Raw genomic sequence first — 24,164 nt, forward strand, 5'->3', positions numbered from 1 at the left:
CTGGTCGCCCGGGGAGTGTCGCTCGCCTGAACAAAGAGCTGCAGGGAAAACAGAAGCGCTGATCCGCAGCCAGACGGGATCCCCGTTCCTACCGCAAAGGGAGCCACTATGGCTCCCTCTTTCTATGGCTGACCAGATAGCCACCTCACACCATCATTGCCATCGCGTTGCAGTCTCCCAGAGATACCATTTACTGTGGGTAAACAGCTGGGCAACGCAGCCCTAAATTCGTAAACATTAAATTACACAAAAACCATTAACCCTCCGAAAACCTCTCTGTATTATTCCTGTTCGCGCTATATAGCAGCTCCTTTATCTGACTTTTTAGCGGTAAACCCGCTAGTTTCACTTGATTGTTTGTTTTTCCTTGGTAAGGTGAGGGCGGTTGCGTAACAAAGCAGGTACCAACGTAAACATATCGGTACAATCGCTTTTAGCTTAATACAGTAGAGAGAATGAAATCATGCAAAGAGACCCCCTGAACAACATCCATATCCAGTCCGAACAAGTGATGATCACGCCTGCCCAGCTCAAGGAGAAGTTACCCATCTCCGACAAGGCGCTGGCATTCGTGCAAGGGGCCCGTAATACCATCGCCGATATCATTCACCGCCGCGATCACCGGCTGCTGGTGATCTGTGGTCCCTGCTCCATCCACGATATGGACGCCGCCAAAGAGTACGCAACCAGACTCAAAGCGCTGCATGATGCCTATCAGGACTCTCTCTACATTGTCATGCGGGTCTACTTTGAGAAGCCGCGCACCACGGTCGGCTGGAAAGGCTTTATCAACGACCCCAATCTGGATGGCACCTTCGATGTGGAGCTGGGGCTGCATCGTGCCCGCGAGCTGCTCTGCTGGCTGGCGGAGCTGGAGTTGCCGCTGGCCACCGAAGCGCTCGACCCCATCAGCCCGCAATACCTGGCCGAGCTCTTCTCCTGGTCAGCCATCGGCGCACGCACCACCGAATCCCAGACCCACAGGGAGATGGCATCCGGCCTCTCCATGCCGGTCGGCTTCGAGAACGGCACCGACGGCAACCTGGGGACTGCCATCAATGCGTTGCAGGCGGCTTCCTCCCCTCACGCCTTTATGGGGATCAACCAGCAGGGCCAGGTTGCGCTGCTGCAGACCCAGGGCAACCCGGATGGCCACGTGATCCTGCGCGGCGGCAAACATCCCAACTATGACTCGGTCAACGTGTCGCTGGCGGAAGAGGCGCTGGAGAAAGCGGGCCTGCTGCCGAGCCTGGTGGTGGATTGCAGCCACGGCAACTCCAGCAAGGATCACCGTTTGCAGCCCAAGGTGGCCGACAACGTCATCCACCAGATCCAGGAGGGCAACCGCTCCATCATCGGGGTGATGCTCGAATCCAACCTGTTTGAGGGTAACCAGTCCAGCGAGCAGCCCAAGCAGCAGATGCGCTACGGGGTCTCCATCACAGATGCCTGCATCGACTGGGACACCACCGCCACCCTGCTGGCCCGCTGCCACAACCAGCTGGCTGACCCCCTCAAGGGCAGAACTGCGCGGTAACCCGTGGTATCTTGTCGTAACCTATTGAACAATCGAGGTATCACTAGTGGTGGCATCAAACCGCTCATGCCGTGATACCTTGTTGCATCTTGATTTTCAGGGCGCCGCTGCGGCGCCAGCAGGGACTGGATATGGCTGAAGAGTTGAATGTACTCAGGGACAAGATAGATGCGGTGGACAAGCAGCTGATCGATCTGCTGGCCGCCCGTCTGGCCCTGGTGGGAGAAGTGGGTGAAGTAAAGAGCCGCCACGGCCTGCCCATCTATGCACCGGATCGGGAAGCGAGCATGCTGGCCCGCCGCCGCGCCGAGGCCGAGCAGTTGGGGGTGCCCGGCGATCTCATCGAAGACGTGCTGCGCCGGGTGATGCGTGAATCTTATGCCAGCGAGAAAGATACCGGCTTCAAATGCATAAAGCCGGATCTTGGCAAGGTGGTCATCATCGGCGGTCAGGGCCAGCTTGGCCGCTTGTTCGGCCATATGTTCAGCCTCTCAGGCTATCGCGTCGAGACGCTGGAACAAGCCGACTGGCCGCGCGCTGACGAGATCCTCGCCGGAGCCGGTCTGGTGATGGTGGCGGTGCCCATCGATATCACCTGCCAGATCATCGACCGCCTCGGCAACCTGTCCGCCCACTGCCTGCTGGTCGATGTCACCAGCGTGAAAGCGGTGCCGCTCGAACATATGCTGGCGGCGCACCAAGGGCCGGTACTGGGACTGCACCCCATGTTCGGGCCTGATGTGGCGAGTCTCGCCAAGCAGGTGATCGTCTGCTGCCAGGGTCGTGACCCCGCCGCCAGCCAATGGCTGCTGGATCAGATGACCATCTGGGGCGCCCGCTTGCAACAGGTGGAAGCCAAGGCCCACGATGAGGCGATGACCCTCATTCAGGCACTGCGTCACTTCGCCACCTTTGCCTATGGCTGGCACCTCTCCCGGGAGCAGGCCAATCTGGATCGCCTGCTGAGTTTGAGCTCCCCCATCTACCGGCTGGAGCTCGCCATGGTGGGGCGGCTGTTCGCCCAGGATCCCCACCTCTATGCCGACATCATTTTGTCGTCACCGCAGAATCTGGCGATGATCCGTCGCTACTACCAAAACTTCGGCGAAGCGCTGGGGCTGCTGGAGCGGGGGGACAGAGCCGGATTTATCGACGCCTTCTCGCAGGTCTCCGGTTTCTTCGGCGAACATGCCGACCAGTTCCTGCGTGAAAGCCGCATGCTACTGGCCCAGGCCAACGACCGCCGCCAACACGGCTGATCCTGCAAAAGCCGCTAACTCATATCGCCAGAATGGGAAGATGCCTGGGCATCTTCCCATTTTATTTGTTACCGATTTAAACACTGACGTCAGTCACGTTCGGCCTTACGTCGCCCCCCCTGACTGGCCTCAATATCCTACTCTGGCGCGGCCTCACATCCAGCAAGTATGCCTCCTCAATATCCACGCAATCCGCGCAAATAGCACCGACCCTTGCAAGGGCTGCCAGATACTCACGGTCAAACCAAGCTGCTGCGAGCAAGGCTGTACGAGGCAAAAGAAAACAAGTGCCTCCCATCAAAGAGATAAGCAGGAAGCAGGAAGCAGGAAGCAGGAAGCAGGAAGCAGGAAGCAGGAAGCAGGAAGCAGGAAGCAGGAGAGATTAATCGAGACAGATGGTTTGCCAAATATCACGTAACACAGCAATCCGGCGATTCATCATGGCGCCAGTACGTAGTCGCCAAAAAAGAAAATGGCCGAGATATCATCTCGGCCATTCGTAGCTTGGTCAAAGACTCAAGCCTGGATATTACTCATGTGCAACTTATTAGAAGTTGTACTGCAGAGCAACAGTCCACTCGTCGTCTTGCTTGTCGATGCCCTGGATCTTGTACTCGGTGTAAGCTTTCAGCTTCGGAGTGAAGGCATACTGAACACCCAGCAGGGTCTCGTCAACCAGATCCTTGTAAGTAGAACCGGCAGCTTGAGCGTTAGCCTTGCCTTCTTTGAAGTTGTAGCCAGCCAGGAAGGTCCAAGCGTCTACGTTGTAAGAAGCAGCCAGCTCGTAACCACGGCCGTCATCTTTCATGCCCAAGCTCTTGTTCTTCACTTCGCCTTCAGTGTAAACACCAGCGAAGTAGAAACCATTGATAGCGTAGTGCGCGCCCACAGCCCACTCGTCTTTCTTACCAGTATGGCCATTAACTTTGTTTTGCAGGTCAGAGTAGGCATAACCGGCATTGAAGCCCAGACCGAAGTCAAAGTCATAACCAGCAGCTACGCCGTAAGCTTTCTTACGCTTAACGTCGGAACCAAAGATGGCATCTTCTTTGACCTTCTGACCAACGTCAGTGATCTTGACCGCTACGTCATCGTTGGTTTGGTAGGAAACTTTACCTTTGAAACCACCGAAGGTGTTGGAGTAGATGATTTGACCTTCTTGACGACCGTCATAGAAGTTACCGGCATCGCCCCACTCGTTGAAAATATCGGTCGGCTCGAGTACGTCGTAGAAAGCGGTGTCGGTCTGACCGAAGATGATTTTACCGTACTGGGAACCATCAAAACCGGCATAGATGTGACGCGGATCGATGTCGCTGGTATTGCTACCAGAGTTTTCAGCAGCTACTTGCCACTCGGTTTTAGCAATGGCAGACCAAGTGTTGTTCAGAGCTACTTTACCAGACCAGCCCAGACGGGTTGCACCAACCAGTTCTGCTGATTTGTCGTTAGCTTCGCCGTAGTAGTTAGCCTGTACACGGCCGTACACGTCGAAAGTGGTACCGTCTTTGTCATAGATCACTGCGGCGTTAGCGGCGGATGCAAACAGAGCCGGAATAGCAATAGCCAGAATTGTCTTTTTCATAGTTTCCAATGCCTACTGTAATTAAACACTAAGTTGTTGTTATTCCCTGTGTTAGCGATGTTCTTTGCATCACTATGCCGCCGAGACTAGCACCGGATTTTTTGAACCGCAATGAAAAAACTTGGAACTTTTTACGCAAACCATAGTCACGGAGGCAAAAATGTGAGCCAAGTCTCACCTGACGGCAAGGCAAAAGGAAAACGTTTACAATGAATCCTGCTGATTATTTGGACTCAAATAGTCTATTTTGCATGCAAATGACGCTAACTACCTGATAAACAACCAAAGTGGTCTGATCAGCGTAAAACTGCCGTGATAATGGCTGTTGCCTCGACCTCACCGAGGGGTTGCGGGTATCCTTGTTTTTCGATTAACCCCTAACTGGCCTTCTCTTCATGCTCTCTACTCGCCTTAAAACCACCATTCGTCAAACCTATCGCCAGATTTCGGATGGATTACCCGGTTTTGTGCCGCGCAAAGAGCAGAACTTTCTGGTGGCTGAGATAGCAAAAACCCTGACCGGCGAGTACGACAAACAGCGCCGTATTCTGGTGGCCGAAGCGGGCACCGGTATCGGCAAATCTCTTTCTTATGCGCAAGGAGCCATCCCGGTGGCGCGGCTCACCCAGAAGAAGCTGGTGATCTCCACCGCCACCGTGGCCCTGCAAGAGCAGCTGATCCACAAAGACCTCCCTTTTTACCATCGCCACAGCGAGCTGCCGTTTCGTTTTATGCTGGTCAAGGGGCGTCAGCGTTACTGCTGCGAACATCTGCTGGAACAGGCAGCCAGTGGCGCCGAGATGGCCAACTTCGAGCTCGACTTTGGCAGTCTGAGCAAAACCAAACCATCTGACAGCGACAAAGCTCGCTACCAGGCCATGTGGCAGGCCTACACCAATGGCAAATGGGACGGGGATCGGGACAACTGGCCGGAGCCCATTCCCGACACTTGCTGGGATCGCATCGCCGCCGACCGTCACACCTGCAACAAGGCGCTGAGCCATCACCAGCACTGCCCCTTTCATCGCGCCCGCAACGATATGGAAAGCGCCGATGTGCTGGTGGTGAACCATGCGCTACTGCTCTCCGATCTCACCATGGGCGGTGGCATCATTCTGCCTCCCCCCGATGAGTGCATCTATGTGCTGGATGAGGCCCATCACCTGCCCACCATCGCCCGGGATCACGGCGCGGCGTCGGCCAGCGTCAAAGGCTCACGTCGCTGGCTGGAGAAGCTGGTACAAAGTGCAGGCAAGCTGGCGCGGACTCTTAATAAGGAGAGCCTGCTCGACCCCCAACTCAAACTGCAGGATGCGCTGGCCTCCATCCAGCCCGACCTGAAGGCGGTCGAGCAGTGGCTCAGCGCCAACGATCGGCTGTTTGGCGCGGAACCCCACTACCGCTTCGCCGAAGGGGTATTGCCTGATCCCCTGCCCATGCTGGCGGAGAATCTCAAGGAGTCGAGCAAGAAGGCGCTGCGAGCGCTGGATCGGATGCAAGGGGCCATAGGTGAAGCGCTGAAAGATGGCGAGATCCGCCGCAAGGAGGCCGAACCCCTGCTGGCAGAGAGCGGTTTTCATCTGCAACGGCTGGAGAGTTTCTGCGCCCTCTGGGAGATGCTGGGGCGCCATGTGCCGACCGGTAAAACCCCGCTCGCCCGCTGGATGGCCAAGAGCGATGACGGCGATATCTGGCTGCACGCCTCACCGATTGAGGTAGGCTATCTGCTGGAGGAGTGGCTCTGGTCGAAATGTCTGGGAGCCGTTCTGGTCTCTGCGACCCTCACCGCCCTCTCTTCCTTTAGTTATTTTCGCCATCAGGTGGGGCTCAAGGAGCACGACGGTACCCGCTATCTGCGCCTGCGCTCCCCCTTTGATTATCAGAAAGCCGAGCTCTATCTGCCCAAGATGGAGCACGAACCCAACTCGCCGGCCTTTACCAACGAACTCATCAGCGTGCTACCACGTATTCTTGCGGGCAAGGAGGCGAGTCTGGTGCTCTTCTCCTCCTACCGCCAGATGAATGAGGTGGCTGTTGGCTTGCGAGCCAAGGGACTGTCACTGCTGGTGCAGGGGGAAGCCTCCCGCAATGCCCTGCTCACCCTGCACAAACAAAAATGCGATGGCGGTCAGGCCAGCATCCTGTTTGGTACCGGCAGCTTCTCGGAGGGGCTGGATCTGCCGGGTCACTACCTTACCAATCTGGTCATCACCAAGCTCCCCTTTGCGGTGCCCAACTCGCCGGTCGAGGAGGCTACTGCCGAGTGGGTGGAGCAACGAGGCGGCAACCCCTTCCTGCAACTGACGGTCCCGGAGGCATCGCGCAAGCTTATCCAGGCCTGTGGCCGCCTCATCCGCAAAGAGGCTGATCGGGGACGGGTCACCATTCTCGACCGCCGCCTGCTGACCAAACGTTATGGCAAGGGGTTGCTCGACGCCCTCCCCCCGTTTACACGGCGGATCGAATAAATAAGTCGGTCGCTATTGATAAACAAACTGACAGCAGCGCGAACATCGACCACCAGAAAGAGCCATTGCCGCAGTAGGCCAAACCTGTAAAAATGAGCCCCTGTTTTCAGTGGGCAATCGCCTGACTGTTCAAGGAGATGAAATGAAACTGACTGTTCTGGTACCGGCGCTGGCTGGTCTGTTGTGGGCCGGTAGCGCTCTGGCTGATGCCCAATTGGAAGTGACCACCCCTTATGTCGTCCAGCTGATCGATGGTCAATCCATCAACCCCAAGCTGCTCGACAAAACCAGCACCTTCCCCCTCTCTGCCGGCAAACACCAGTTGGTCGTCGCCTTTGAAGGCAACTACTCCAGCCGTAACGAAATCAAGCTGGTGACCGCCGAGCCGCTGGTGCTGAACTTCACCGCCGCCGACAATCAGCAGCTGGTGCTGGACTATAAAAAGCCCCGCAACGAAGCCGAAGCCAAGCAGTTTGTCAAAGATCAAAAAGTGGCGCTGAAAGACAAGGTCAGTGGTCAGCAAGTGAGCAGCGAACAGTTCGTGATGCCGAAAGTAGAGGGCTTCCAGCTGACCCGTGACTATCAGCAAGAGCTGATCAACATGGGGAAAGCCTTCAACCAGCCCAAAGCAGTGGCCGTCTCTTCTGCTGCCGTGATGGCTGCCGCCAGCGCACCGGTTCAGGTTGCCCCCAGCAAGGCTCAAAGCAATCCGGAAGCGCTGACCCAGTTGCAAAACTGGTACAACAAGGCCGATGCGGAAACCCGCAAAGCCTTCCAGATCTGGGTTATCCAGCAGCAATAAGCCGGGCTGGGATATTGACTGAAAGGGGAGCCAAGCTCCCCTTTTCCACATCTTGCGGTCTTACTCACGACGCGTCTTGATTTATGCGCTGCCACTTCCCCTTTATATAGGGAGTACATATATGGATTCATCTGCTGATTTCATATATAGAAAGCGCCACCTTGCCAGGGAGAATGGCACCATGTCGTTGCGCATTTTCTATCACCCTCTCTACTCCTCCCTGACGCTACCCGAGCGCCATCGCTTCCCGCTGGCCAAGTATCAGGGGCTGTTTGAGCGCCTGCAGGTGCAGGGTTACCCCCTTGGCGAAGCGCCATCGGCCACCCGGGAGCAAATCTGTCGCATTCACGATGCCGATTATGTCGCGGCGGCCCTGAGCGGCCAGCTTGAAGAGCGCGCCATCCGCAAGATCGGTTTTCCCTGGTCACCCATGCTGATGGAGCGCACCTTGCGCTCAGTCGGAGCCACTATTGCTGCCAGCCGCTATGCACTTGAGCAGGGCTGCGGCTTGCAGATCTCCGGCGGCTATCACCACGCCCATCGCGATCACGGCAGCGGTTTTTGCCTGTTCAACGATCTGGTGATTGCGGCGCAGGCTTGCCTCGACGAAAAGCATTGTGAACAGGTGCTGATCATCGATCTCGATGTGCATCAGGGAGATGGCAGTGCGACCCTGTGCGCCGGACGGCGCGATATCATCACCCTCTCCCTCCATGAGGAGCACAACTTTCCCCATCACAAAGCCGCCTCTCACCTCGACTTTCCACTGCCAAGCGGCATGACGGACGATGCCTATCTCACCACACTGCAACAGGCACTATCGCTGGCGCTGCGGCTCTATTCGCCAGATCTCATCCTCTATCAGGCGGGGGTCGATGTGCATCATGCCGACGAGCTTGGCTATCTCTCCCTGAGCGATGAAGGGGTTCGCCTGCGCGATGCCATGGTATTTGACTGTGCAATCAAGCATGGGTTACCCATCGCGGCGGTGCCCGGTGGCGGCTATCGCCGCGACTGGCGACAGCTGATCCCGCTTCATATGTCGCTGTTTGAGACGGCGCGCCACCGTTTTGGCTGATGGCATGGCTTTATATGGCGCGGACACGCCATCAGAGTGGGAGGAGATTTCTCTAGATAAAACAGAAGAGGCGACCCCTGGGGCCGCCTCTTCATGTTTCGTCATCTGGGTCACACAAGCTCGCTCGTTGTCAGGCAAGCTCGGGACGCCTGAGGATAACTATTTCTGACGCTTGCGGGCGTACTTGCGACGGGCGCGGGCCTGACGCTCCTCTTCCCGCTCGGCCTTCTCTTTGGCTTTTTGCTCGGCTTCTGCGGCGGCTTCGACAATCTCGACGCTCACCATCTCCGGCGTCTCCAGCGAGATGCGGCCAAGCAAACCGGAGCGGAACTCGTTAATCAGGATCTCGGACGCCTTGTGCAAGTCGGCCAGCCCCCCTTTGCGCATAAACGCTCGCTGGCGGGCGATCATCTCCAGCAGCTCGATCTCGGTCTCGGGCAGCTCGTCAATCTGGTAGCGCGCCTTGATCCGCTCCGGATAGGCCTTGATGAAGTAGTCAGCGGCAAACATGGCGATATCGGCATAGTCGAACACAGTGTCTTTAATGGCTGCTGTGATGGCCAGACGATAACCACAGGAGGGCGGGTTGAGCTTGGGCCAGAGAAAACCCGGGGTATCGGTCAGGATAACGTTGTTATCCAGCTTGATCCGCTGCTGGGACTTGGTCACCCCCGCCTCGTTGCCGGTACGGGCGATGATGCGCCCCGCCAGAGTATTGATCAGAGTGGACTTGCCCACGTTGGGGATCCCCATGATCATGGCGCGCACGCCGCGCAGCTCCAGATTGCGCTCCGGCAGCATCTCGTGGCAGAGGGTCAGCAGTTGCTTGATCTTCTCGGGCTCCTGCTGGGTCAGGGGCAGCGCCTTGATCCCCTTCTCTTTTTCCATGTGCGCCACCCACAGATCGGTGATCGCCGGATCGGCCAGGTCCGCCTTGTTCAGCACCTTGATCACCGGGGTATCACCACGCAGCTCGGGCACCAGCGGGTTTTCGCTGGAGAAGGGGATGCGGGCATCGAGCATCTCGATGATCACATCGACCTGGGGCATGACCTCGGCAATCTCTTTGCGGGCCTTGTGCATGTGACCGGGGAACCAGTTGATGGACATATCCGTTACTCTCTGTGGGGGCTGCGGGCGCGCGCATGGAACAACAGGCGCTCTGCCGCGGGCATCGAACGAAGGGGGCGCATTTTACCTGCTGCGGGCCTCTTTTGACAGGTCATTCTAACCATCACCTCATCAAATCAGCAAACCGCCGAGGCGGAGCAACCTTGCCGGAAGCGACCGGACCAACTGGCTCAATTGATAGATAACATATTGATATAGTGTAACATTTTTATCACTTTTTCACACAACCGTCACCGATAGTCAGTAAAAGTGTCATCTGCCCCCTCTAGGCTGCGCTCAGGTTTTACAAGGAGCGAACCCCAATGAGAAAAATGGCAGGACTTGCAGTGATGATCGGCGCCGCCCTGGCTGCTGGCTGCAAATCAGACAATGACACGGTGGCGACCAAGCCCGCAGCCCAACCCACCAACGTCATCTTCTTCCTCGGTGACGGCATGGGCCTCAACACCCTGACGGCCGCCCGCATCTACGGTGTCGGCGAAGAGGGTGATCTCACCATCGATACCCTGCCAGAGACGGCCTTTATCAAGACCTTCTCCCACGATGCCCAGGTCACTGACTCGGCCCCCTCCATGGCGGCCTACATGACCGGGGTCAAGAGCAACAACGGCGTCATCAGCATGGACGGCGACGCCACCTATGAGAGCGACTGCAGCAAGAGCGCCGGCAAGCCGGTGACTACCCTGCTGGAGCTGGCCAAAGCCGATGGCCGCGGTACCGGCGTGGTAACCAGTACCCGGGTGACCCACGCCACCCCGGCGGCTACCTATGCCCATATCTGCAACCGGGATCTGGAAGCGGATATCGCCGTCCAGCTGGTACCGGACGGCAAAGGCTACAACAGCGCCCTCAAGGAGGGACTGGATGTGGTGCTCGGTGGCGGCAGCAGCTTCTTCCTGCCCAAAGCCGACAAGGGCAAGCGGGAGGATGGCCGCAACCTCATCAGCGAAATGCAGGCCAAGGGCTACCAGTTTGCCAGCAATCTGGATGAGCTGAACAAGGCCGATGCGGGCAAGCCGCTGCTGGGTCTGTTTGGTTCCAGCCATATGAAATATGACCTGGACCGCCCCGCCAGCGAGCCGTCACTGGCCCAGATGACCCTGGCCGCCATCAAGCAGCTCAAGGGCAAGGAGAAGGGTTACTTCCTGATGGTGGAAGGGGGCCGCATCGACCACGCACTGCACGACACCAACGCCAAGCGTGCGCTGCAAGACACCATCGCCTTCGACAACGCCATCAAGGCCGCCATCGACGAGGTGAAAAAGAGCGACCCCGAGCTGAAAAACACCCTGATCGTGGTCACCGCCGACCACGACCACACGCTCGTGCTCAACGGCTATGCCAAGCGCACCGGCAAGACCACTGCCGACAACCCCGGCGTACTCGGGCTGGTGAAGAACTACGAGACTGGCGAGCCAAGCAAGGATAGCGAGGGCATGCCCTACACCATCATAGGTTTTGGCAACGGCTACAACCGGGTGGATGGCCCGCGCAGCAGCGTCGCCCCGCTCGACGATGCCACCGTCTCCGCCAATGACTACCACCAGGAAGTAGTGGTCAAGGTAGGCGAGATCGGCAACGAGACCCACGGCGGCACCGATGTCTTCCTCGGCGCCATCGGCAAGGGGGCTGACAGCTTCCATGGCTCACTCGATAACACCGCCGTGTTCGGCAAGATCAAGGCTGCGGCCAAGCTGTAAGGAGCACTTTCATGAGCAAACAGATGAACACATCCATCAAGCACACGCTGGTCTGCGCAGCCCTGTTCAGTGCGCTGGGCGCAACCTCCCAGGCACAGGCCGCTGATGCCAAAAACGTCATTCTCTTTATCGGTGATGGCATGGGGCCCACCGTGCTCACCGCCACCCGCCTGTTCAAGGTGGGAGAAGAGGGCAATCTGGAGATGATGAAACTGCCGCGCAGTGCCCGCATCAAGACCTTCTCCAACGATGCCCAGACCACCGACTCGGCCCCCTCCATGGCGGCCTACACCACCGGGGTCAAGATGAACAACGAGGTGATCGCAATGAGCAGTGACACCAAAGCCGTCGCCCCCGGCAAAGACGTCAATGGCAACAAAACCGTCAACAATTGCAGCAGCGATAACGGCAAGCCGGTGCCCACCATCCTGGAGCTGGCCAAGGCGGCAGGCAAATCGGTCGGAGCCGTCACCACCACCGAGCTGACCCACGCCACCCCGGCGGCCACCTACGCCCACATCTGCCATCGGGATGCTGCCTATGACATCGCCGCACAGGCCGTCCCGGGGGGCGCTGGTTTCAACCAGGCGCTGGGGGATGGGGTCGATGTGCTGATGGGCGGTGGTGCCAACCACTGGACCCCCTACAGCGCCAGCAACAAGGGCGGTCGCAATGACAACCGCGACCTGACCGCCGAGATGAAGGCGCAGGGATACAGCTATGTCACCACCCAAAGTGAACTGGCCAAGGTCACCAGCGGCAAGGTGCTCGGTCTGTTCAGCAGCAAATCCCACCTGGACTACGAGCTGGATCGGGTCGCCAAGGGGGCTGCCAATACCCAGCCGTCCCTCTCCGAAATGACCGCCAAGGCGATCGACCTGCTGAGCAAGAACAGTCAGGGTTACTTCCTGATGGTAGAGGGTGGCCGTATCGATCACGCCCTGCACGGCACCAATGCCAAGCGCTCGCTCACCGACGCAGTGGCTCTGGATGAGGCGGTCAAGACGGCGCTGGGTAAAGTGGATCTCAACAATACCCTGATCGTGGTCACCGCCGACCATGACCACACCATGACCATTAACGGCTACTCCGCCAAGGGCAATCCGGTGCTGGATCTGGTGAAAAATGGCGATGGCTCGACCCAGAACGACGTGGATGGCAAGCCCTTCACCACCCTGGTGTTCGGTAACGGCCCCAACCGCCCCGATGTGCGTCCCGTCCTCACCAGCGATCAGGTGATGGCCAATGACTATCTGCAGGAGACCGGCGTCAAACTGACATCGGAAACCCACGGCGGCGGCGATGTGATGCTGTTTGCCGATGGCGCCGGCAGCAACCGCTTCAAAGGCACGCTGGATAACACCAAGGTGTTTGGCAAACTGCGGGAGGCGCTCGGCCTGTAAGCAGCAGGGGCCCGGGTGCATCTGAGCAATGGACTCAGCGGCCCGGGCCCCGGCTCTTTCGAGCGACAGATGATGATGCGACTTTTGCTTTCGTTATGGCTGCTTGGCAGCACCCTCGCCTTCCCCCTGCATGCTGACGACACGCCCCCGGATCTCGCCGCCCGGATCAGCTATCACGACCGGAACACCGGCAGCGATGGCATCGCCAGAGAGAGTGTCTGGCAAGAGAAGTGGCTGCGGGTGGGCAATCAGGTGTGGAGCCAGCGGCTCATTCCCCTCCCCCTTGCCCGTGCCTATCACGCCACTCACGATGCCACCCCCGGCCACAAGCACTTTACCCACCAGATGGCAGCCCGCTGGGTCAGTCGCAGTGATGAAGGTGAGTTGCAACTGCGTTATGCCGACAGCTGGCACAACCAGCTGGTTGAGGTGCCGGTGGAAGAGTATGGCCAGGTGGCCTTCAAACCCGACTGGCCACGGATCCGCCATCTCGTCAACCCGGCGCTGATCGAGGGGATGACCCCGCTGGATGAGGCCGCCCCCGAGCAGGCCCGCTGGTATGAGAAGCGCGAAGGGCAGCAACGAACCCGCATTCTCTGGTCGAGTCAGTGGCAGCTCCCGCTGGTGGTCGAATCGGCCAGTCTCGACGGCTATCGCAGCTACCGGATGGAGGTGACCCTGCGCAAGCTGCCTGCTCAGCTCCCCTGGCAGCAACTCGCTGATTACGAAGTGCGCGATCTGCGCGATTTCTTCGACTGAGATCCCAACCCCTCAGCGAGCCCAACGACAACGCAGGCAGGAATGTTACACTCTGCATATTCGACTCTGGCTCACGACCTTGATGCGCGCTCTCTGCCTGCCCTTTTTTGCACTGCTGTTGTTGCTGGTACACACCGGTGCCCAGGCTATTGTGCTGGTGGCGGCCGAGCTGCCCCCTTACGTCATTCGCTCCTCTCACGGCAAACCAAGCGGTGTCGCCATCGAGATCATGGAAGAGGCCGCGCGACGCCTTAAAGAACCGCTCACCATCGAGTTGATGCCGCTGGCCCGAGCCCTCACCCAAACCGCCCATCGCAAGGATGTACTGCTGATACCGCCAGTACGCAGCTCTCAACGGGAGCATCTCTACTACTGGGTTTCCCCCATCCTTGATGAAGAGTTCCTCATTGTCAGCAATCGCCACAAGCATACCACCCCGCTCATGATAAACGCGCTTCCTTCACTCAAGGTGGGCACCTTGCGTCACTCCTTCGGCCAGTATCTGCTCAAGCAGAGGCTGAATCTCGCCAGCCAAACCGTCGCCACCGAAGACCTCAATGCCCTCAAACTGCAACGAGGACGCATCGATGCCTGGGTCGCAGCCTGGAACGTCATCCTCTACAACCAGCAGACGGGCGGATTTTCCATCGATGAGATAGTAAAAGGCGAATCCTTGATGCGTACCCAGTTATTTATCGCGGCCAGCAAGGATTTTCCCTTCACCGAAGGGCGTCGCTGGCAAGCCGTGATTGACGAGATGCGCCATGATGGCACACTGGCGCGGATCATCCGTCAGTACAACTATCAGGTTCCTGAGTAGTCACTCAATCACGGTTGCCAAGGCCGGCCAGAATGGTTATGGTAGCCCCATGAAAATACTCGCTATTTCCTCGCATTTGCTCACACCCTGCTGAGCCCCCGCCTCGCTCCTTCGGCCGCGAGTCGCTTGGGGGCATGGCATTTTCAATCGATTGAACCTGTTGAATCCATTTTTGTAACACTTTGCGTGATGGCCAACCTGCACCCGCCGGTATGGGCCTATCCGCTATTGATAAGGAATATCTTATGAAACAACCTCATCTGGTTATCTCCAGCCTTGATCTGGACCGTATCGAACAACTGCTCGGCAACCATCCGCAGCATCTGGCCCTGCAAGAGGAGCTGGACCGCGCCGAGATCCGCGAACCGGCCGACATGCCGCCGGACGTGGTCACCATGAACAGCAAGGTACGCTTCAAGATGCAGAGCAGCGGCAACGAGTTCTGCCTCACCCTGGTCTACCCGCGCGATGCCAAGGGCGACGAGAGCAACATCTCTGTACTGGCGCCGGTAGGCAGCGCCCTGCTCGGCCTGAAAGTGGGCGACAGCATCGCCTGGCCGGGCCCGGCCGGTCGCACCATCGAGGTAGAAATTCTGGAAGTGGTCTATCAGCCGGAGCGCGCCGGCGAACTGCACCGCTGAGTCCCCCGGGCTGGTCATCTCCCTGTTGATCAGCCCGCTTGCTCGCTCTTGCCAGCTGATCCCGATCAAGCTTTGCGCACCTTGCCCCCCGGTTTTTAGCCCCTTTTCCTGCTGCTGCTTGAGCCTGACTCGGGGGGCAGGTATCTTGTTGGCCGCGTCATGGTCATGACGCACCGAATTTCAGGCTGACATCATGATAAAAATTGCCCTTATCGACGATCACCAGATCGTCCGATCCGGTTTTGCCCAACTGCTCAATCTGGAGCCCGACCTGCAGGTGGTCGCCGAATTCGGCTCCGCCAGCGATGCCCTTGCCGGCCTGCCCGGCAGCGGGGCGCGGGTCTGCGTCTGCGACATCTCGATGCCCGACCAATCGGGGCTGGATCTGCTCAAGCAGCTCCCCTCCGGTCTCGCGGTGGTGATGCTCTCGGTACACGACAGCCCCGCCCTCATCGAGCAGGCACTGCAGACCGGTGCCAAGGGATTTCTCTCCAAGCGCTGCAGTCCGGACGAGCTGATCGCCGCCGTGCGCACCGCCGCACAGGGGGGGTGTTATCTGACGCCGGACATCGCCCAGAAACTGGCCAGCAGCAGCCGGGATCCCCTCACCAATCGGGAGCGGGAGATTGCCCAGTTGCTGGCACAGGGGCTGGAGGTGAAAGCCATCGCCGAGCAGCTTGGACTCTCCCCCAAGACGGTTCACGTCCATCGCGCCAACCTGATGGACAAGCTCAAGGTCAGCAACAACGTCGAGCTGGCCCACCGCATGCTGGATAGCTGGTGATCTCCCGTCTTGCCAGCTATGTCGCCATCGCGCTGGCGGCCTGCTTCATCTTTGCCGCCGGCTGGTTTTGCCTCTGGAGCATCAGCCTGCATCTGGCGGGTGGCCCAGCGCTGGCGGTGCTGCTGTTCCCCTTCGGCCTGCGCCTCGGGTTGCTGCTGCAAAGTCCCGGCCACTACTGGCCGCCGCTGTTGCTGTGCGAAGGGCTGCTGCTCTACTGGCTCAATCTGGAAGTGGGGCTGCCCCACTGGCCTTGGCTGGTCGCGGGCAGTCTGCTGACCCTGCTACCGCTGCTGATTGCCCGTCACCGGCAGGTGCGCAACGACTGGCAGCAACTGTTGCTGCTGCTCGCCACCGTCACGGCGGCGGCGCTGCTGCAAGCCCTGCTCTGGCATCTGGCCGGGGAAGATGGCCTCTCGGCCCTGCTGCTCAGCCTGACCGGCGGGCTGACGCTGACCTCCACCTGTATGCTGATCTGGCACTACCTCACCCGCGCCACCTGGGTGCCGCTGGGGCCTGCGCTGGTGGATCAACCGGTGGAGTGGCGCTTTCGCCATCTGGTCTGGTATCTGCTGCTGTTCGTATTGAGCCTCTGGCTGCAACTGGGATTGCCCAACTCGCTGGTACGCTTCACCCCGTTTTGTCTGGCCATCCCCATCATCGCCATGGCGTGGCGCTACGGCTGGCAAGGGGCGCTGCTCGCCACCCTGATGAACACCATCGCCCTGCTGGCCAGTCAGGCCTGGCATGATCACCCGCTGGATCTGCTGCTCTCCCTGCTGGCCCAGAGCCTCACCGGCCTGCTGCTGGGTGCCGGGATCCAGCGCCAGCGGGAACTCAATCAGGCGCTGACCCGCCAGCTCGCCCACAATCGCCAGCTCACCGAGCGGCTGCTGGAGACCGAGGAGAGCATCCGCAAGGAGGTGGCGCGCGAGCTGCACGACGACATCGGCCAGACCATCACAGCAATTCGAACCCAGGCAGGGATCGTGCGCCGCCTCGCCCCCGATAATGCCGGGGTGGGCCAGAGCAGTGCCCTGATCGACACGCTATCGCTCGGGATCTATGACGCGGTGCGCGGTCTGCTCGGGCGGCTGCGCCCGCGCCAGCTCGACGACATGACTCTTGAACAGGCGGTACGGGCACTGCTGCGGGAGCTGGAGCTGGAGCGTCACGGCATCGTCACCCGTCTGGAATGGCAACTGGCAGATGGCGATCTCTCCGATGCCCAGCGGGTCACCCTGTTTCGGGTCTGTCAGGAGGGGCTCAACAACGTGGTCAAACATGCCAACGCCCACTCGGTCACCATTCGCGCCCGGGCCAGCGGCGAGCAGTTGCAACTGGTGCTGGAAGATGATGGCCGCGGTCTGCCGGAAAGCCGCCCGCAGCAGGGCTATGGCCTGCTCGGCATTCGCGAGCGGGTACAGGCCCTAGGGGGCAGTCTGCAACTCTCCTGCATCCACGGCACCCAGCTGACGGTCAATCTGCCCAGTCGCAGACGGGAAGAGAGTCATGGCTAATCACCACCAGAGGGCCTGCCTGTGCTGAGTTTTATGAGAAGCGCGCCGCCCCGGCCCCTTATCCGGGATCAGGCCGAGATCGATGCCACCTATCGCCACTGGCGGCTGCACCTGCTGCTGACCATGTATCTGGGCTATGCGGTCTTCTACTTCACCCGCAAGAGCTTCAACTTCGCCATGCCGGACATGCTGGCGAGCGGCATGCTGGACAAGTCCGATATCGGCATGCTCTGGACCCTGTTCTACATCACCTACGGCTGCTCCAAGTTCTTCTCCGGCATCATCAGTGACCGCGCCAACCCGCGCTACTTTATGGGTGTCGGACTGATAGCCACCGGCGTTATCAACATACTGTTCGGCCTCTCGTCGGCACTCTGGATGTTTGCCGCCCTCTGGGTCGCCAACGCCTTCTTCCAGGGCTGGGGCTGGCCCCCCTGCTCCAAGCTGCTCACCAGCTGGTATTCGCGCACCGAACGCGGGGTCTGGTGGTCGGCCTGGAACACCGCCCACAACGTCGGCGGCGCGCTCATCCCTCTTATCGTCAGCACCATCGCCCTGCAGCATGGCTGGCGCTACGGCATGATAGTGCCCGGCCTTATCGCCATCATCGCGGGATTGTTCCTCTGCTGGCGACTGCGGGATACCCCGAGCGCCATGGGATTGCCAACGGTGGGCGAGTGGCGCAAGGATGCCATGGAGCTGGCCCAGCAGACCCAGGATGCGGGGCTCTCCCACCGCCAGATCCTGCGCAAATATGTGCTGGGCAACCCCTATATCTGGCTGCTCGCCTGCTGTTACGTACTGGTCTATGTGGTGCGCACCGCCATCAATGACTGGGGCAATCTCTATATGACCGAGCAGCGCGGCTTCAATCTGATGAGCGCCAACTCGGCCATCTCCATGTTCGAGGTGGGGGGCTTTATCGGTGCGCTGGTGGCGGGCTGGGGATCGGACAAGCTGTTCAACGGCAACCGTGGCCCGATGAACCTCATCTTTGCGGTGGGGATCCTGCTGGCGGTGGGGTCGCTCTGGCTGATGCCCTTCTTCAGCTATGTGATGCAGGCGGCCTGCTTCTTTACCATCGGCTTTTTCGTGTTTGGCCCGCAGATGCTGATCGGCATGGCAGCGGCGGAGTGCTCCCACAAAAACTCGGCGGGGGCGGCCACCGGCTTTGTTGGTCTCTTTGCCTACATGGGGGCGGCGCTGTCAGGCTATCCGCTGGCCAAGGTGATGGAGATCTGGCACTGGAACGGCTTCTTCGTGGTGATCTCGGTGGCGGCAGGCGTCTCGGCCCTGCTGCTGCTCCCCTTCCTCAAGGCGCAGGCACCGAGAACAGCTCAAGCTCCGTCAGAGTAATGGACGGCAGCTGACGAGCTATATCCGGCAAGCAGAAACAAACAGGGCGCGGATCACCGCGCCCTGCTGTTATTCCTGAACCTATTCCGGCATCAGGCAGCCTGACAGACCCGGTTCTTTCCTTCCCGCTTAGCCCGATAGAGAGCGTCATCCGCACGGCTGAACAGGCTGTCAAAGTGCCACTCCCCCTGCCAGTGAGCAACACCCATGCTGACGGTGATATGGATCCCCTCCACCTCGCTGGCCGCAAGCTGAACCCGCAGTGACTGGCACCGGGCGATCGCCTCTTCTGCGGTGGCATGGCGAAATAGCAGCACAAACTCCTCGCCCCCAAAGCGACTGGCCAATACTCCTTCCAGCTCGCGCAGTGCCAACCCGACCCGCTCCAGCACCCGATCCCCCACCTCATGACCATGCCGATCGTTGATCTGCTTGAAGTCATCCAGATCGAGCACCGCCAGCGCCCCCTGCTGTGCAGGGCGTCCCCGGGCCAGACGCTCCATAAAACCACGGCGATTGAACAAGCCGGTCAACGGATCATGACTGGCCTGATAGCGCAGCTCCAGCGCCCGGTGCTGGTTGCAGAGCAGCAGCACCCCGAAGGTGAGCATGGAGCTACCCACCAGCATGGAGACATAGGGCAACACGTTGAACAGCTGACGCTGGAACGGGCTTTCGATCACCTCGCCCCACACGGTAAAAATCCGCATCAGGGTCATGGCAATCAGCACCAGATTGAGGCCAATCAGCACCCATACCGCCACCTGATAATCGGGTCGACCATGACGCCAGAGCTGCCAGATGATGAGCGTACTGAGCACGATGAAGGTGGCGCTGCTTATCATCACCCGTACCGCAATCCGGCCATCGATGGCGACCGACCAGGTCATGACGGCGGCAAACAGCAGGATGAATCCCCAGCAGGCAGGCCAGCCCGGCGATTGACGGAAGAAACAGCGTTGGGCGACCAGCAATAACGACACATGAAAAATCAGGAAGACATTGCCCACCCAGGAGCCATAGGGGGTGGGTGTCAGCAGCAGACTGGCAAATCCCGCCTGACCCAGCATGGCAAACAGACTGGACCACCACCAGACCCCGACGCCGGGAATATCGTTGTGGGTAACGCGAATGATGGTGAGAGTGAGGAAACCGAGACAATAGCCGCACAAGGCCATGATCATCAAGGTAAAAATATCCAGCTTAAGCAGTAGTGAGGCGTCCATACCAAAGCCATGCAGAGAGGGTAACTGAGTATATGAGAAGCGTTTGCCAAGACCCAGTGCGACTTGATGGTTTTCACAATAAAGCCCGTTCGTTTGCTGACAAACAGAGCAATGCGTGTGATATCCCACCAATGCGTATTCGTATCAGCCCCACAAAAAGCCTCTTACGGAGCCCAATAACTCAATAAGAGTCGCAAGCGGCGCCCTGAGTTTGTAACAAAATGTCTTGGGGATAATTTGGGCTTGAACCCACCCCATTAGATAGATATGTTGTTTTCGTGTGATTTTATGAATGAAGCCATGAGCAATAAATGTCTCTAACCTGTTGAGTCTTCTGACACAATCTGTTTTTGGTACATTTTTCACTCAACCACTATTCATAGCATCTCATATGGGGCTTTTGTCCCGCTCAAGACATTCATCCTGTCTTGCCTGTTGCCGGATGCAGCAGTCTCTTGTGCCACGGAGTCGCACGGGATCAGGTTCAAGGCCGAACACACCACCGACAGAGACGTCACTTATGATCAAAAAACTGATTCTTTCTACCCTGCTGTTTTGCGGGATCGCCACGGCGGCCCCGACCCCAGCCCCTACCTCCACCCTGGATGCCGTGCTCGAACGCGGCGTGCTGCGAGTCGGTTTCGATGCCGGCTATCAACCCTTCGAGATGACCAACAAGCAGGGCCAATACATCGGCTTTGACGTGGATCTCGCCAAGATGGTCGCCAAAGAGATGGGCGTGAAGGTCGAGTTCGTCAACACCGCCTGGGATGGCATCATTCCGGCGCTGCTGACCAACAAGTTCGACGTCATCATGGGCGGCATGACCGTCACTCCCCAGCGCAACCTGCGGGTCAACTTCGCCGATCCCTACATCGTGGTCGGCCAGACCATAGTCCTGCGCAAAGAGAAGGCGGGCGAAATCAAATCCTTCACCGACCTCAACGACCCGAAATACAAGATCGCGGTCAAGCTCGGTACCACCGGCGAGCAGGCAGTCAAGCGCCTGATCCCCAAAGCTACCCTGCTGCAGTTTGAAACCCAGGATGACGCCAAGCTGGAAGTGATCAACGGCAAGGTCGATGCGTTCGTCTATGACCTGCCCTACAACGCTATTTTTGCCTCCCAGAATCAGGGCGCCGTAGTACACCTCGACAAGCCGTTCACCTTCGAGCCGCTGGCCTGGGCCATCCGCAAAGGGGATCAGGACACCCTCAACTGGTTCAACAACTACCTGCGCCAGATCAAGGGCGATGGCAGCTACGACCGTCTCTACAAGAAGTGGTTCGAATCCAACGCCTGGCTGAATCAGCTCAAATAACCTCCGGGGGGCGGCACATGCCGCCCCTGCACCACGCAGCTCCCCACACAATAACGAGAAGAGGTTGTGACTGTGCACACACCCAAACCGACAAGACAGATGGAAAAACAGCCCAATCAGCTGCTCTGGCATGGGGTTTTCCTGCTGATGCTGCTGGTTGCCGTATTCGGCATCTACAAGGCTGTCCAGTCAGTGGATTACACCTGGCGCTGGGAACGCATTCCCCAATACATCGCCTATCAGGCGGAGCAGAAGAATGTCGCCGAATTTGACGGCACCGTGATGGCGGGCACCAGCGAGGCCGAGAAGGGCAAGCTGTTCCTGCAAGACGATCTCGACCCCAATGTGCGGCAAGCCATCGCCAGCACCGGCGTACAAGTCGCCGAAGGGGATACCGTTTTTCGTGGCGATACCCTCGACACCCAACTAAGCTGGACCGCAGGCCCCATCGCATGGGGCGTCTGGGTCACCGTCAAGCTCTCGCTGGTAGCAGGCATCTTCGCCATCCTGCTCGGCACCCTGGCCGGACTGGCCCGCCTCTCCCCCAATCCGGCCCTGCGCAATCTGGCGGTCACCTACGTTGAGCTCATCCGCGGCACGCCGCTGCTGGTGCAGATCTTCATCGTCTACTTCTTTATCGGCACCGTGCTGAACCTCGACCGCTTCACCGCCGGGGTCGCCGCGCTGGCCGTCTTTACCGGGGCCTATGTGGCGGAGATCGTCCGCGCCGGTATCAGCTCCATCCACAAGGGGCAGATGGAGGCTGGCCGCAGCCTGGGTATGACCTCCGCCCAGACCATGCGCTATGTCATTCTGCCGCAGGCGTTCAAGCGGGTACTGCCACCGCTGGCAGGCCAATTCATCAACCTGATCAAGGACTCCTCGCTGGTCTCGGTCATCTCCATCACCGACCTGACCAAGGCGGGTCGCGAGGTGGTGAGCTCCACCTTCAGTCCCTTCGAGGTGTGGTTTACCGTCGCCCTGCTCTATCTGGTGCTGACCGGCACCCTCTCCTTCCTGGTACGCCGTCTCGAGGTGAAATATGCGAAAAGCAACTGATCCCATCATCAAAGCGACCGGCGTAGAGAAGTTCTACGGTAGCGAAGTGCACGCCCTGAAAAATGTCAGCACCGAGGTGGCCGAAGGGGAAGTGGTGGTGATCGTCGGCCCCAGCGGCTCGGGCAAATCCACCTTCCTGCGCACCCTCAACCAGCTGGAGACCATCAACGACGGCAATATCGTGGTCGACGGCATCTGCCTGACCGAGCCGGGCGATGTCAACAAGCTGCGGGAAGAGGTAGGTATGGTGTTCCAGTCCTTCAACCTCTTTCCCCACCTGACGGTGCTGGATAATATCTGCCTCGCCCCTCAGAAGGTGCGTGGCCTGTCGCGCCGTGAGGCCGAAGACAGAGCCAAGGCGCTGCTGCTGAAAGTGGGGCTGTCGGTGAAAGCGGCCAGCTATCCCTCCCAACTCTCCGGCGGTCAGCAACAGCGGGTGGCCATCGCCCGGGCGCTCGCCATGCAGCCACGCATCATGCTGTTTGACGAGCCCACCAGTGCGCTCGACCCCGAGATGGTGGGGGAAGTGCTGGATGTGATGAAGGGGCTGGCTCGTGAGGGGATGACCATGGTGGTGGTGACCCACGAGATGGGCTTTGCCCGTGAGGTAGCGGATCGGGTGCTTTTTATGGAGAGTGGCGAACTGCTGGTGGATGAAAAACCGGCCGATTTCTTCGACAATCCCCCCTCCCCACGCCTGCGCCAGTTCCTGAGTCAGGTACTGTAGCCAACACGCTCTGCTGGATAAACGAAGAGGGACCGCAAGGTCCCTCTTCTTGTGCGTCACGCTGAGCAGGCTTAACCCAGCTGAACCCGAGTGCCCCTCTCATCGGCTCAGCGCGGGGACTTTCCCAGATAGCGCTCCACGATCACTTTCACTCCGTCACGTTTTTTGAGCTGATAGAGCTCCTTGTCAAACTGGTCGATAAAGGCCTGTTTGTAGGGATACTCTCCCTTGCGGCTGTAGCCGAGAAACCCCTGCTCCTTGCTGAGCACCGGCCCCTGTTTGAGCAGGGACATATCGGCCACCGCCAGCTGATCGGCCTTTATCATGTTGAGCAACTCATAGAGCAGGGAGAGGCGATCATTGATGGTGCAATCGACCCGGCCGCGAACAATCTTGAGCAGGTTCTCCCGATTGCTTTTCACCTCCTCCACGTCGATCTGCTTCTCTTTTACCGCCAGCCAAAAGGCATCGCCGCCGACGGCAAAACCGGCGTTCATGCCAAAGCGTAAACCATGATAGTCGAGCGGAAATCTGGCCTGCGGGGTATTGGCCGCCACACTGGCGCCGCACATCACCACCAGCTCTTCATCCAGCATCGGCTGGGAGTAGGGCCACATATAAGGGCGGGTATCGGGCATGTAGTAGGGTGGAAAGATGGCGAAGGCGGCCCCCTGTTCCACCATGCTCAGACCGCGCCGCCACGGCATGGGCTTGAGCACCACCTCATAGTCAGGCATGGCAGAGGTCACCTCGCGGATGATGTCAGCATAGATCCCCCTGACCTCCTCCCCTTCCTGCCAGGAGTAGGGGGGATAGGCGGCATCCGCCAGGATCTCGACCCGGGTCTTGGCGTGCGCCATCATGCACAACCCCAACAACAAGCAACACCAGACGCGCATAAGCCAGCACCTCCTGAAAAAGCCTGCATCAAGCATAGCCATCCACTGCGCCTTCCTCTGCTGGCGCGCCATATTTCATGCCATCTCTTCGT

The 24,164-nt window shown here is 59.0% G+C and carries 20 protein-coding genes; 16 read left to right on the plus strand and 4 right to left on the minus strand.

Annotated elements, in window-relative coordinates; all coding sequences use genetic code 11:
- The first annotated feature begins 463 nt into the window (after positions 1-463).
- Entirely contained in the window at positions 464-1,537 is a 1,074-nt protein-coding gene (locus ACTG2G_RS02430; protein ID WP_439985137.1) for a 3-deoxy-7-phosphoheptulonate synthase, read from the plus strand.
- 131 nt (positions 1,538-1,668) lie between these two features.
- Entirely contained in the window at positions 1,669-2,796 is a 1,128-nt protein-coding gene (gene tyrA / locus ACTG2G_RS02435) for a bifunctional chorismate mutase/prephenate dehydrogenase (protein ID WP_421386000.1), read from the plus strand.
- A 547-nt stretch (positions 2,797-3,343) separates the two neighbouring features.
- Here tyrA and ACTG2G_RS02440 read toward each other — a convergent pair.
- Positions 3,344-4,381 carry a porin gene (locus ACTG2G_RS02440; protein WP_421386001.1) on the minus strand — a complete coding sequence of 346 codons (1,038 nt, stop codon included), beginning with the start codon at positions 4,379-4,381 and terminating at the stop codon, positions 3,344-3,346.
- A gap of 395 nt (positions 4,382-4,776) precedes the next feature.
- Between ACTG2G_RS02440 and dinG the strand changes: the two genes are divergently transcribed.
- The 3 genes from dinG to ACTG2G_RS02455 all read left to right on the plus strand — a co-directional run bounded on the left by dinG (position 4,777) and on the right by ACTG2G_RS02455 (position 8,729).
- Positions 4,777-6,849 (plus strand): ATP-dependent DNA helicase DinG, encoded by a 2,073-nt coding sequence (gene dinG, locus ACTG2G_RS02445; protein WP_421386002.1) that lies wholly within the window; start codon positions 4,777-4,779, stop codon positions 6,847-6,849.
- 142 nt (positions 6,850-6,991) lie between these two features.
- On the plus strand, positions 6,992-7,651 hold the full coding sequence (locus ACTG2G_RS02450) for a YccT family protein (RefSeq protein ID WP_042655856.1): 660 nt from the start codon (positions 6,992-6,994) through the stop codon (positions 7,649-7,651).
- Positions 7,652-7,832: 181 nt separating this feature from the next.
- Complete coding sequence (locus ACTG2G_RS02455; protein WP_421386003.1) at positions 7,833-8,729, plus strand: histone deacetylase family protein; 897 nt, start codon at positions 7,833-7,835, stop codon at positions 8,727-8,729.
- 159 nt (positions 8,730-8,888) lie between these two features.
- On the opposite strand, the gene ylqF is transcribed toward ACTG2G_RS02455, so the two are convergent.
- Complete coding sequence (gene ylqF / locus ACTG2G_RS02460; RefSeq protein WP_199428690.1) at positions 8,889-9,839, minus strand: ribosome biogenesis GTPase YlqF; 951 nt, start codon at positions 9,837-9,839, stop codon at positions 8,889-8,891.
- A 323-nt stretch (positions 9,840-10,162) separates the two neighbouring features.
- Between ylqF and ACTG2G_RS02465 the strand changes: the two genes are divergently transcribed.
- The 8 genes from ACTG2G_RS02465 (at position 10,163) to ACTG2G_RS02500 (ending at position 18,840) form a co-directional block, all read left to right on the plus strand.
- Positions 10,163-11,560, plus strand: coding sequence for an alkaline phosphatase (locus ACTG2G_RS02465; protein ID WP_421386004.1), 1,398 nt, complete (start codon positions 10,163-10,165; stop codon positions 11,558-11,560).
- A gap of 11 nt (positions 11,561-11,571) precedes the next feature.
- Positions 11,572-12,963, plus strand: coding sequence for an alkaline phosphatase (locus tag ACTG2G_RS02470; protein WP_421386005.1), 1,392 nt, complete (start codon positions 11,572-11,574; stop codon positions 12,961-12,963).
- A 72-nt stretch (positions 12,964-13,035) separates the two neighbouring features.
- Complete coding sequence (locus ACTG2G_RS02475) at positions 13,036-13,722, plus strand: hypothetical protein (RefSeq protein ID WP_107685200.1); 687 nt, start codon at positions 13,036-13,038, stop codon at positions 13,720-13,722.
- Between the two features lie 82 nt (positions 13,723-13,804).
- Entirely contained in the window at positions 13,805-14,542 is a 738-nt protein-coding gene (locus ACTG2G_RS02480) for a substrate-binding periplasmic protein (protein WP_421386006.1), read from the plus strand.
- A gap of 245 nt (positions 14,543-14,787) precedes the next feature.
- A complete protein-coding gene (gene rnk, locus ACTG2G_RS02485) occupies positions 14,788-15,183 on the plus strand; it encodes a nucleoside diphosphate kinase regulator (RefSeq protein WP_005334070.1) in 396 nt (131 codons plus the stop codon).
- Between the two features lie 193 nt (positions 15,184-15,376).
- Positions 15,377-15,967, plus strand: coding sequence for a transcriptional regulator UhpA (uhpA, locus tag ACTG2G_RS02490; protein WP_005334071.1), 591 nt, complete (start codon positions 15,377-15,379; stop codon positions 15,965-15,967).
- Positions 15,964-17,484, plus strand: a complete 1,521-nt coding sequence (gene uhpB / locus ACTG2G_RS02495; protein WP_421386007.1) for a signal transduction histidine-protein kinase/phosphatase UhpB — start codon at positions 15,964-15,966, stop codon at positions 17,482-17,484. The genes uhpA and uhpB overlap by 4 nt, the downstream gene beginning before the upstream one ends.
- Positions 17,485-17,505: 21 nt before the next feature.
- Positions 17,506-18,840 carry an MFS transporter gene (locus ACTG2G_RS02500; protein ID WP_204382968.1) on the plus strand — a complete coding sequence of 445 codons (1,335 nt, stop codon included), beginning with the start codon at positions 17,506-17,508 and terminating at the stop codon, positions 18,838-18,840.
- Between the two features lie 92 nt (positions 18,841-18,932).
- Here ACTG2G_RS02500 and ACTG2G_RS02505 read toward each other — a convergent pair whose 3' ends face one another.
- Positions 18,933-20,066 carry a GGDEF domain-containing protein gene (locus ACTG2G_RS02505; RefSeq protein ID WP_204382967.1) on the minus strand — a complete coding sequence of 378 codons (1,134 nt, stop codon included), beginning with the start codon at positions 20,064-20,066 and terminating at the stop codon, positions 18,933-18,935.
- A 520-nt stretch (positions 20,067-20,586) separates the two neighbouring features.
- On the opposite strand from ACTG2G_RS02505, the gene ACTG2G_RS02510 reads away from it, so the two are divergent.
- The 3 genes from ACTG2G_RS02510 to ACTG2G_RS02520 all read left to right on the plus strand — a co-directional run bounded on the left by ACTG2G_RS02510 (position 20,587) and on the right by ACTG2G_RS02520 (position 23,173).
- Positions 20,587-21,387 carry a transporter substrate-binding domain-containing protein gene (locus tag ACTG2G_RS02510; RefSeq protein WP_005334079.1) on the plus strand — a complete coding sequence of 267 codons (801 nt, stop codon included), beginning with the start codon at positions 20,587-20,589 and terminating at the stop codon, positions 21,385-21,387.
- Positions 21,388-21,486: 99 nt separating this feature from the next.
- A complete protein-coding gene (locus ACTG2G_RS02515; RefSeq protein ID WP_041235028.1) occupies positions 21,487-22,446 on the plus strand; it encodes an amino acid ABC transporter permease in 960 nt (319 codons plus the stop codon).
- The gene (locus ACTG2G_RS02520; RefSeq protein ID WP_158113263.1) at positions 22,430-23,173 is read left to right on the plus strand and encodes an amino acid ABC transporter ATP-binding protein; all 744 of its coding nucleotides are present in this window, start codon (positions 22,430-22,432) and stop codon (positions 23,171-23,173) included. Before ACTG2G_RS02515 ends, ACTG2G_RS02520 begins: the two co-directional genes overlap by 17 nt.
- 107 nt (positions 23,174-23,280) lie before the next feature.
- Here the strand turns inward: ACTG2G_RS02520 and ACTG2G_RS02525 are convergent, their stop codons facing one another.
- Complete coding sequence (locus ACTG2G_RS02525; protein WP_042053220.1) at positions 23,281-24,072, minus strand: substrate-binding periplasmic protein; 792 nt, start codon at positions 24,070-24,072, stop codon at positions 23,281-23,283.
- Between the last annotated feature and the right edge of the window lie 92 nt (positions 24,073-24,164).

The sequence above is a fragment of the Aeromonas sp. 55A genome (assembly GCF_051919665.1).
GTDB lineage: Bacteria > Pseudomonadota > Gammaproteobacteria > Enterobacterales > Aeromonadaceae > Aeromonas > Aeromonas veronii.

What these genes read in the sequence shown, in the direction of transcription:
- ACTG2G_RS02430 (WP_439985137.1), top strand. Translation starts at nt 464, where the DNA reads ATGCAAAGAGACCCCCTGAACAACATCCATATCCAGTCCGAACAAGTG.
- tyrA (WP_421386000.1), top strand. Translation starts at nt 1,669, where the DNA reads ATGGCTGAAGAGTTGAATGTACTCAGGGACAAGATAGATGCGGTGGAC.
- ACTG2G_RS02440 (WP_421386001.1), bottom strand. Translation starts at nt 4,381, where the DNA reads ATGAAAAAGACAATTCTGGCTATTGCTATTCCGGCTCTGTTTGCATCC.
- dinG (WP_421386002.1), top strand. Translation starts at nt 4,777, where the DNA reads ATGCTCTCTACTCGCCTTAAAACCACCATTCGTCAAACCTATCGCCAG.
- ACTG2G_RS02450 (WP_042655856.1), top strand. Translation starts at nt 6,992, where the DNA reads ATGAAACTGACTGTTCTGGTACCGGCGCTGGCTGGTCTGTTGTGGGCC.
- ACTG2G_RS02455 (WP_421386003.1), top strand. Translation starts at nt 7,833, where the DNA reads ATGTCGTTGCGCATTTTCTATCACCCTCTCTACTCCTCCCTGACGCTA.
- ylqF (WP_199428690.1), bottom strand. Translation starts at nt 9,839, where the DNA reads ATGTCCATCAACTGGTTCCCCGGTCACATGCACAAGGCCCGCAAAGAG.
- ACTG2G_RS02465 (WP_421386004.1), top strand. Translation starts at nt 10,163, where the DNA reads ATGAGAAAAATGGCAGGACTTGCAGTGATGATCGGCGCCGCCCTGGCT.
- ACTG2G_RS02470 (WP_421386005.1), top strand. Translation starts at nt 11,572, where the DNA reads ATGAGCAAACAGATGAACACATCCATCAAGCACACGCTGGTCTGCGCA.
- ACTG2G_RS02475 (WP_107685200.1), top strand. Translation starts at nt 13,036, where the DNA reads ATGATGCGACTTTTGCTTTCGTTATGGCTGCTTGGCAGCACCCTCGCC.
- ACTG2G_RS02480 (WP_421386006.1), top strand. Translation starts at nt 13,805, where the DNA reads ATGCGCGCTCTCTGCCTGCCCTTTTTTGCACTGCTGTTGTTGCTGGTA.
- rnk (WP_005334070.1), top strand. Translation starts at nt 14,788, where the DNA reads ATGAAACAACCTCATCTGGTTATCTCCAGCCTTGATCTGGACCGTATC.
- uhpA (WP_005334071.1), top strand. Translation starts at nt 15,377, where the DNA reads ATGATAAAAATTGCCCTTATCGACGATCACCAGATCGTCCGATCCGGT.
- ACTG2G_RS02505 (WP_204382967.1), bottom strand. Translation starts at nt 20,066, where the DNA reads ATGGACGCCTCACTACTGCTTAAGCTGGATATTTTTACCTTGATGATC.
- ACTG2G_RS02510 (WP_005334079.1), top strand. Translation starts at nt 20,587, where the DNA reads ATGATCAAAAAACTGATTCTTTCTACCCTGCTGTTTTGCGGGATCGCC.
- ACTG2G_RS02515 (WP_041235028.1), top strand. Translation starts at nt 21,487, where the DNA reads ATGGAAAAACAGCCCAATCAGCTGCTCTGGCATGGGGTTTTCCTGCTG.
- ACTG2G_RS02520 (WP_158113263.1), top strand. Translation starts at nt 22,430, where the DNA reads ATGCGAAAAGCAACTGATCCCATCATCAAAGCGACCGGCGTAGAGAAG.
- ACTG2G_RS02525 (WP_042053220.1), bottom strand. Translation starts at nt 24,072, where the DNA reads ATGCGCGTCTGGTGTTGCTTGTTGTTGGGGTTGTGCATGATGGCGCAC.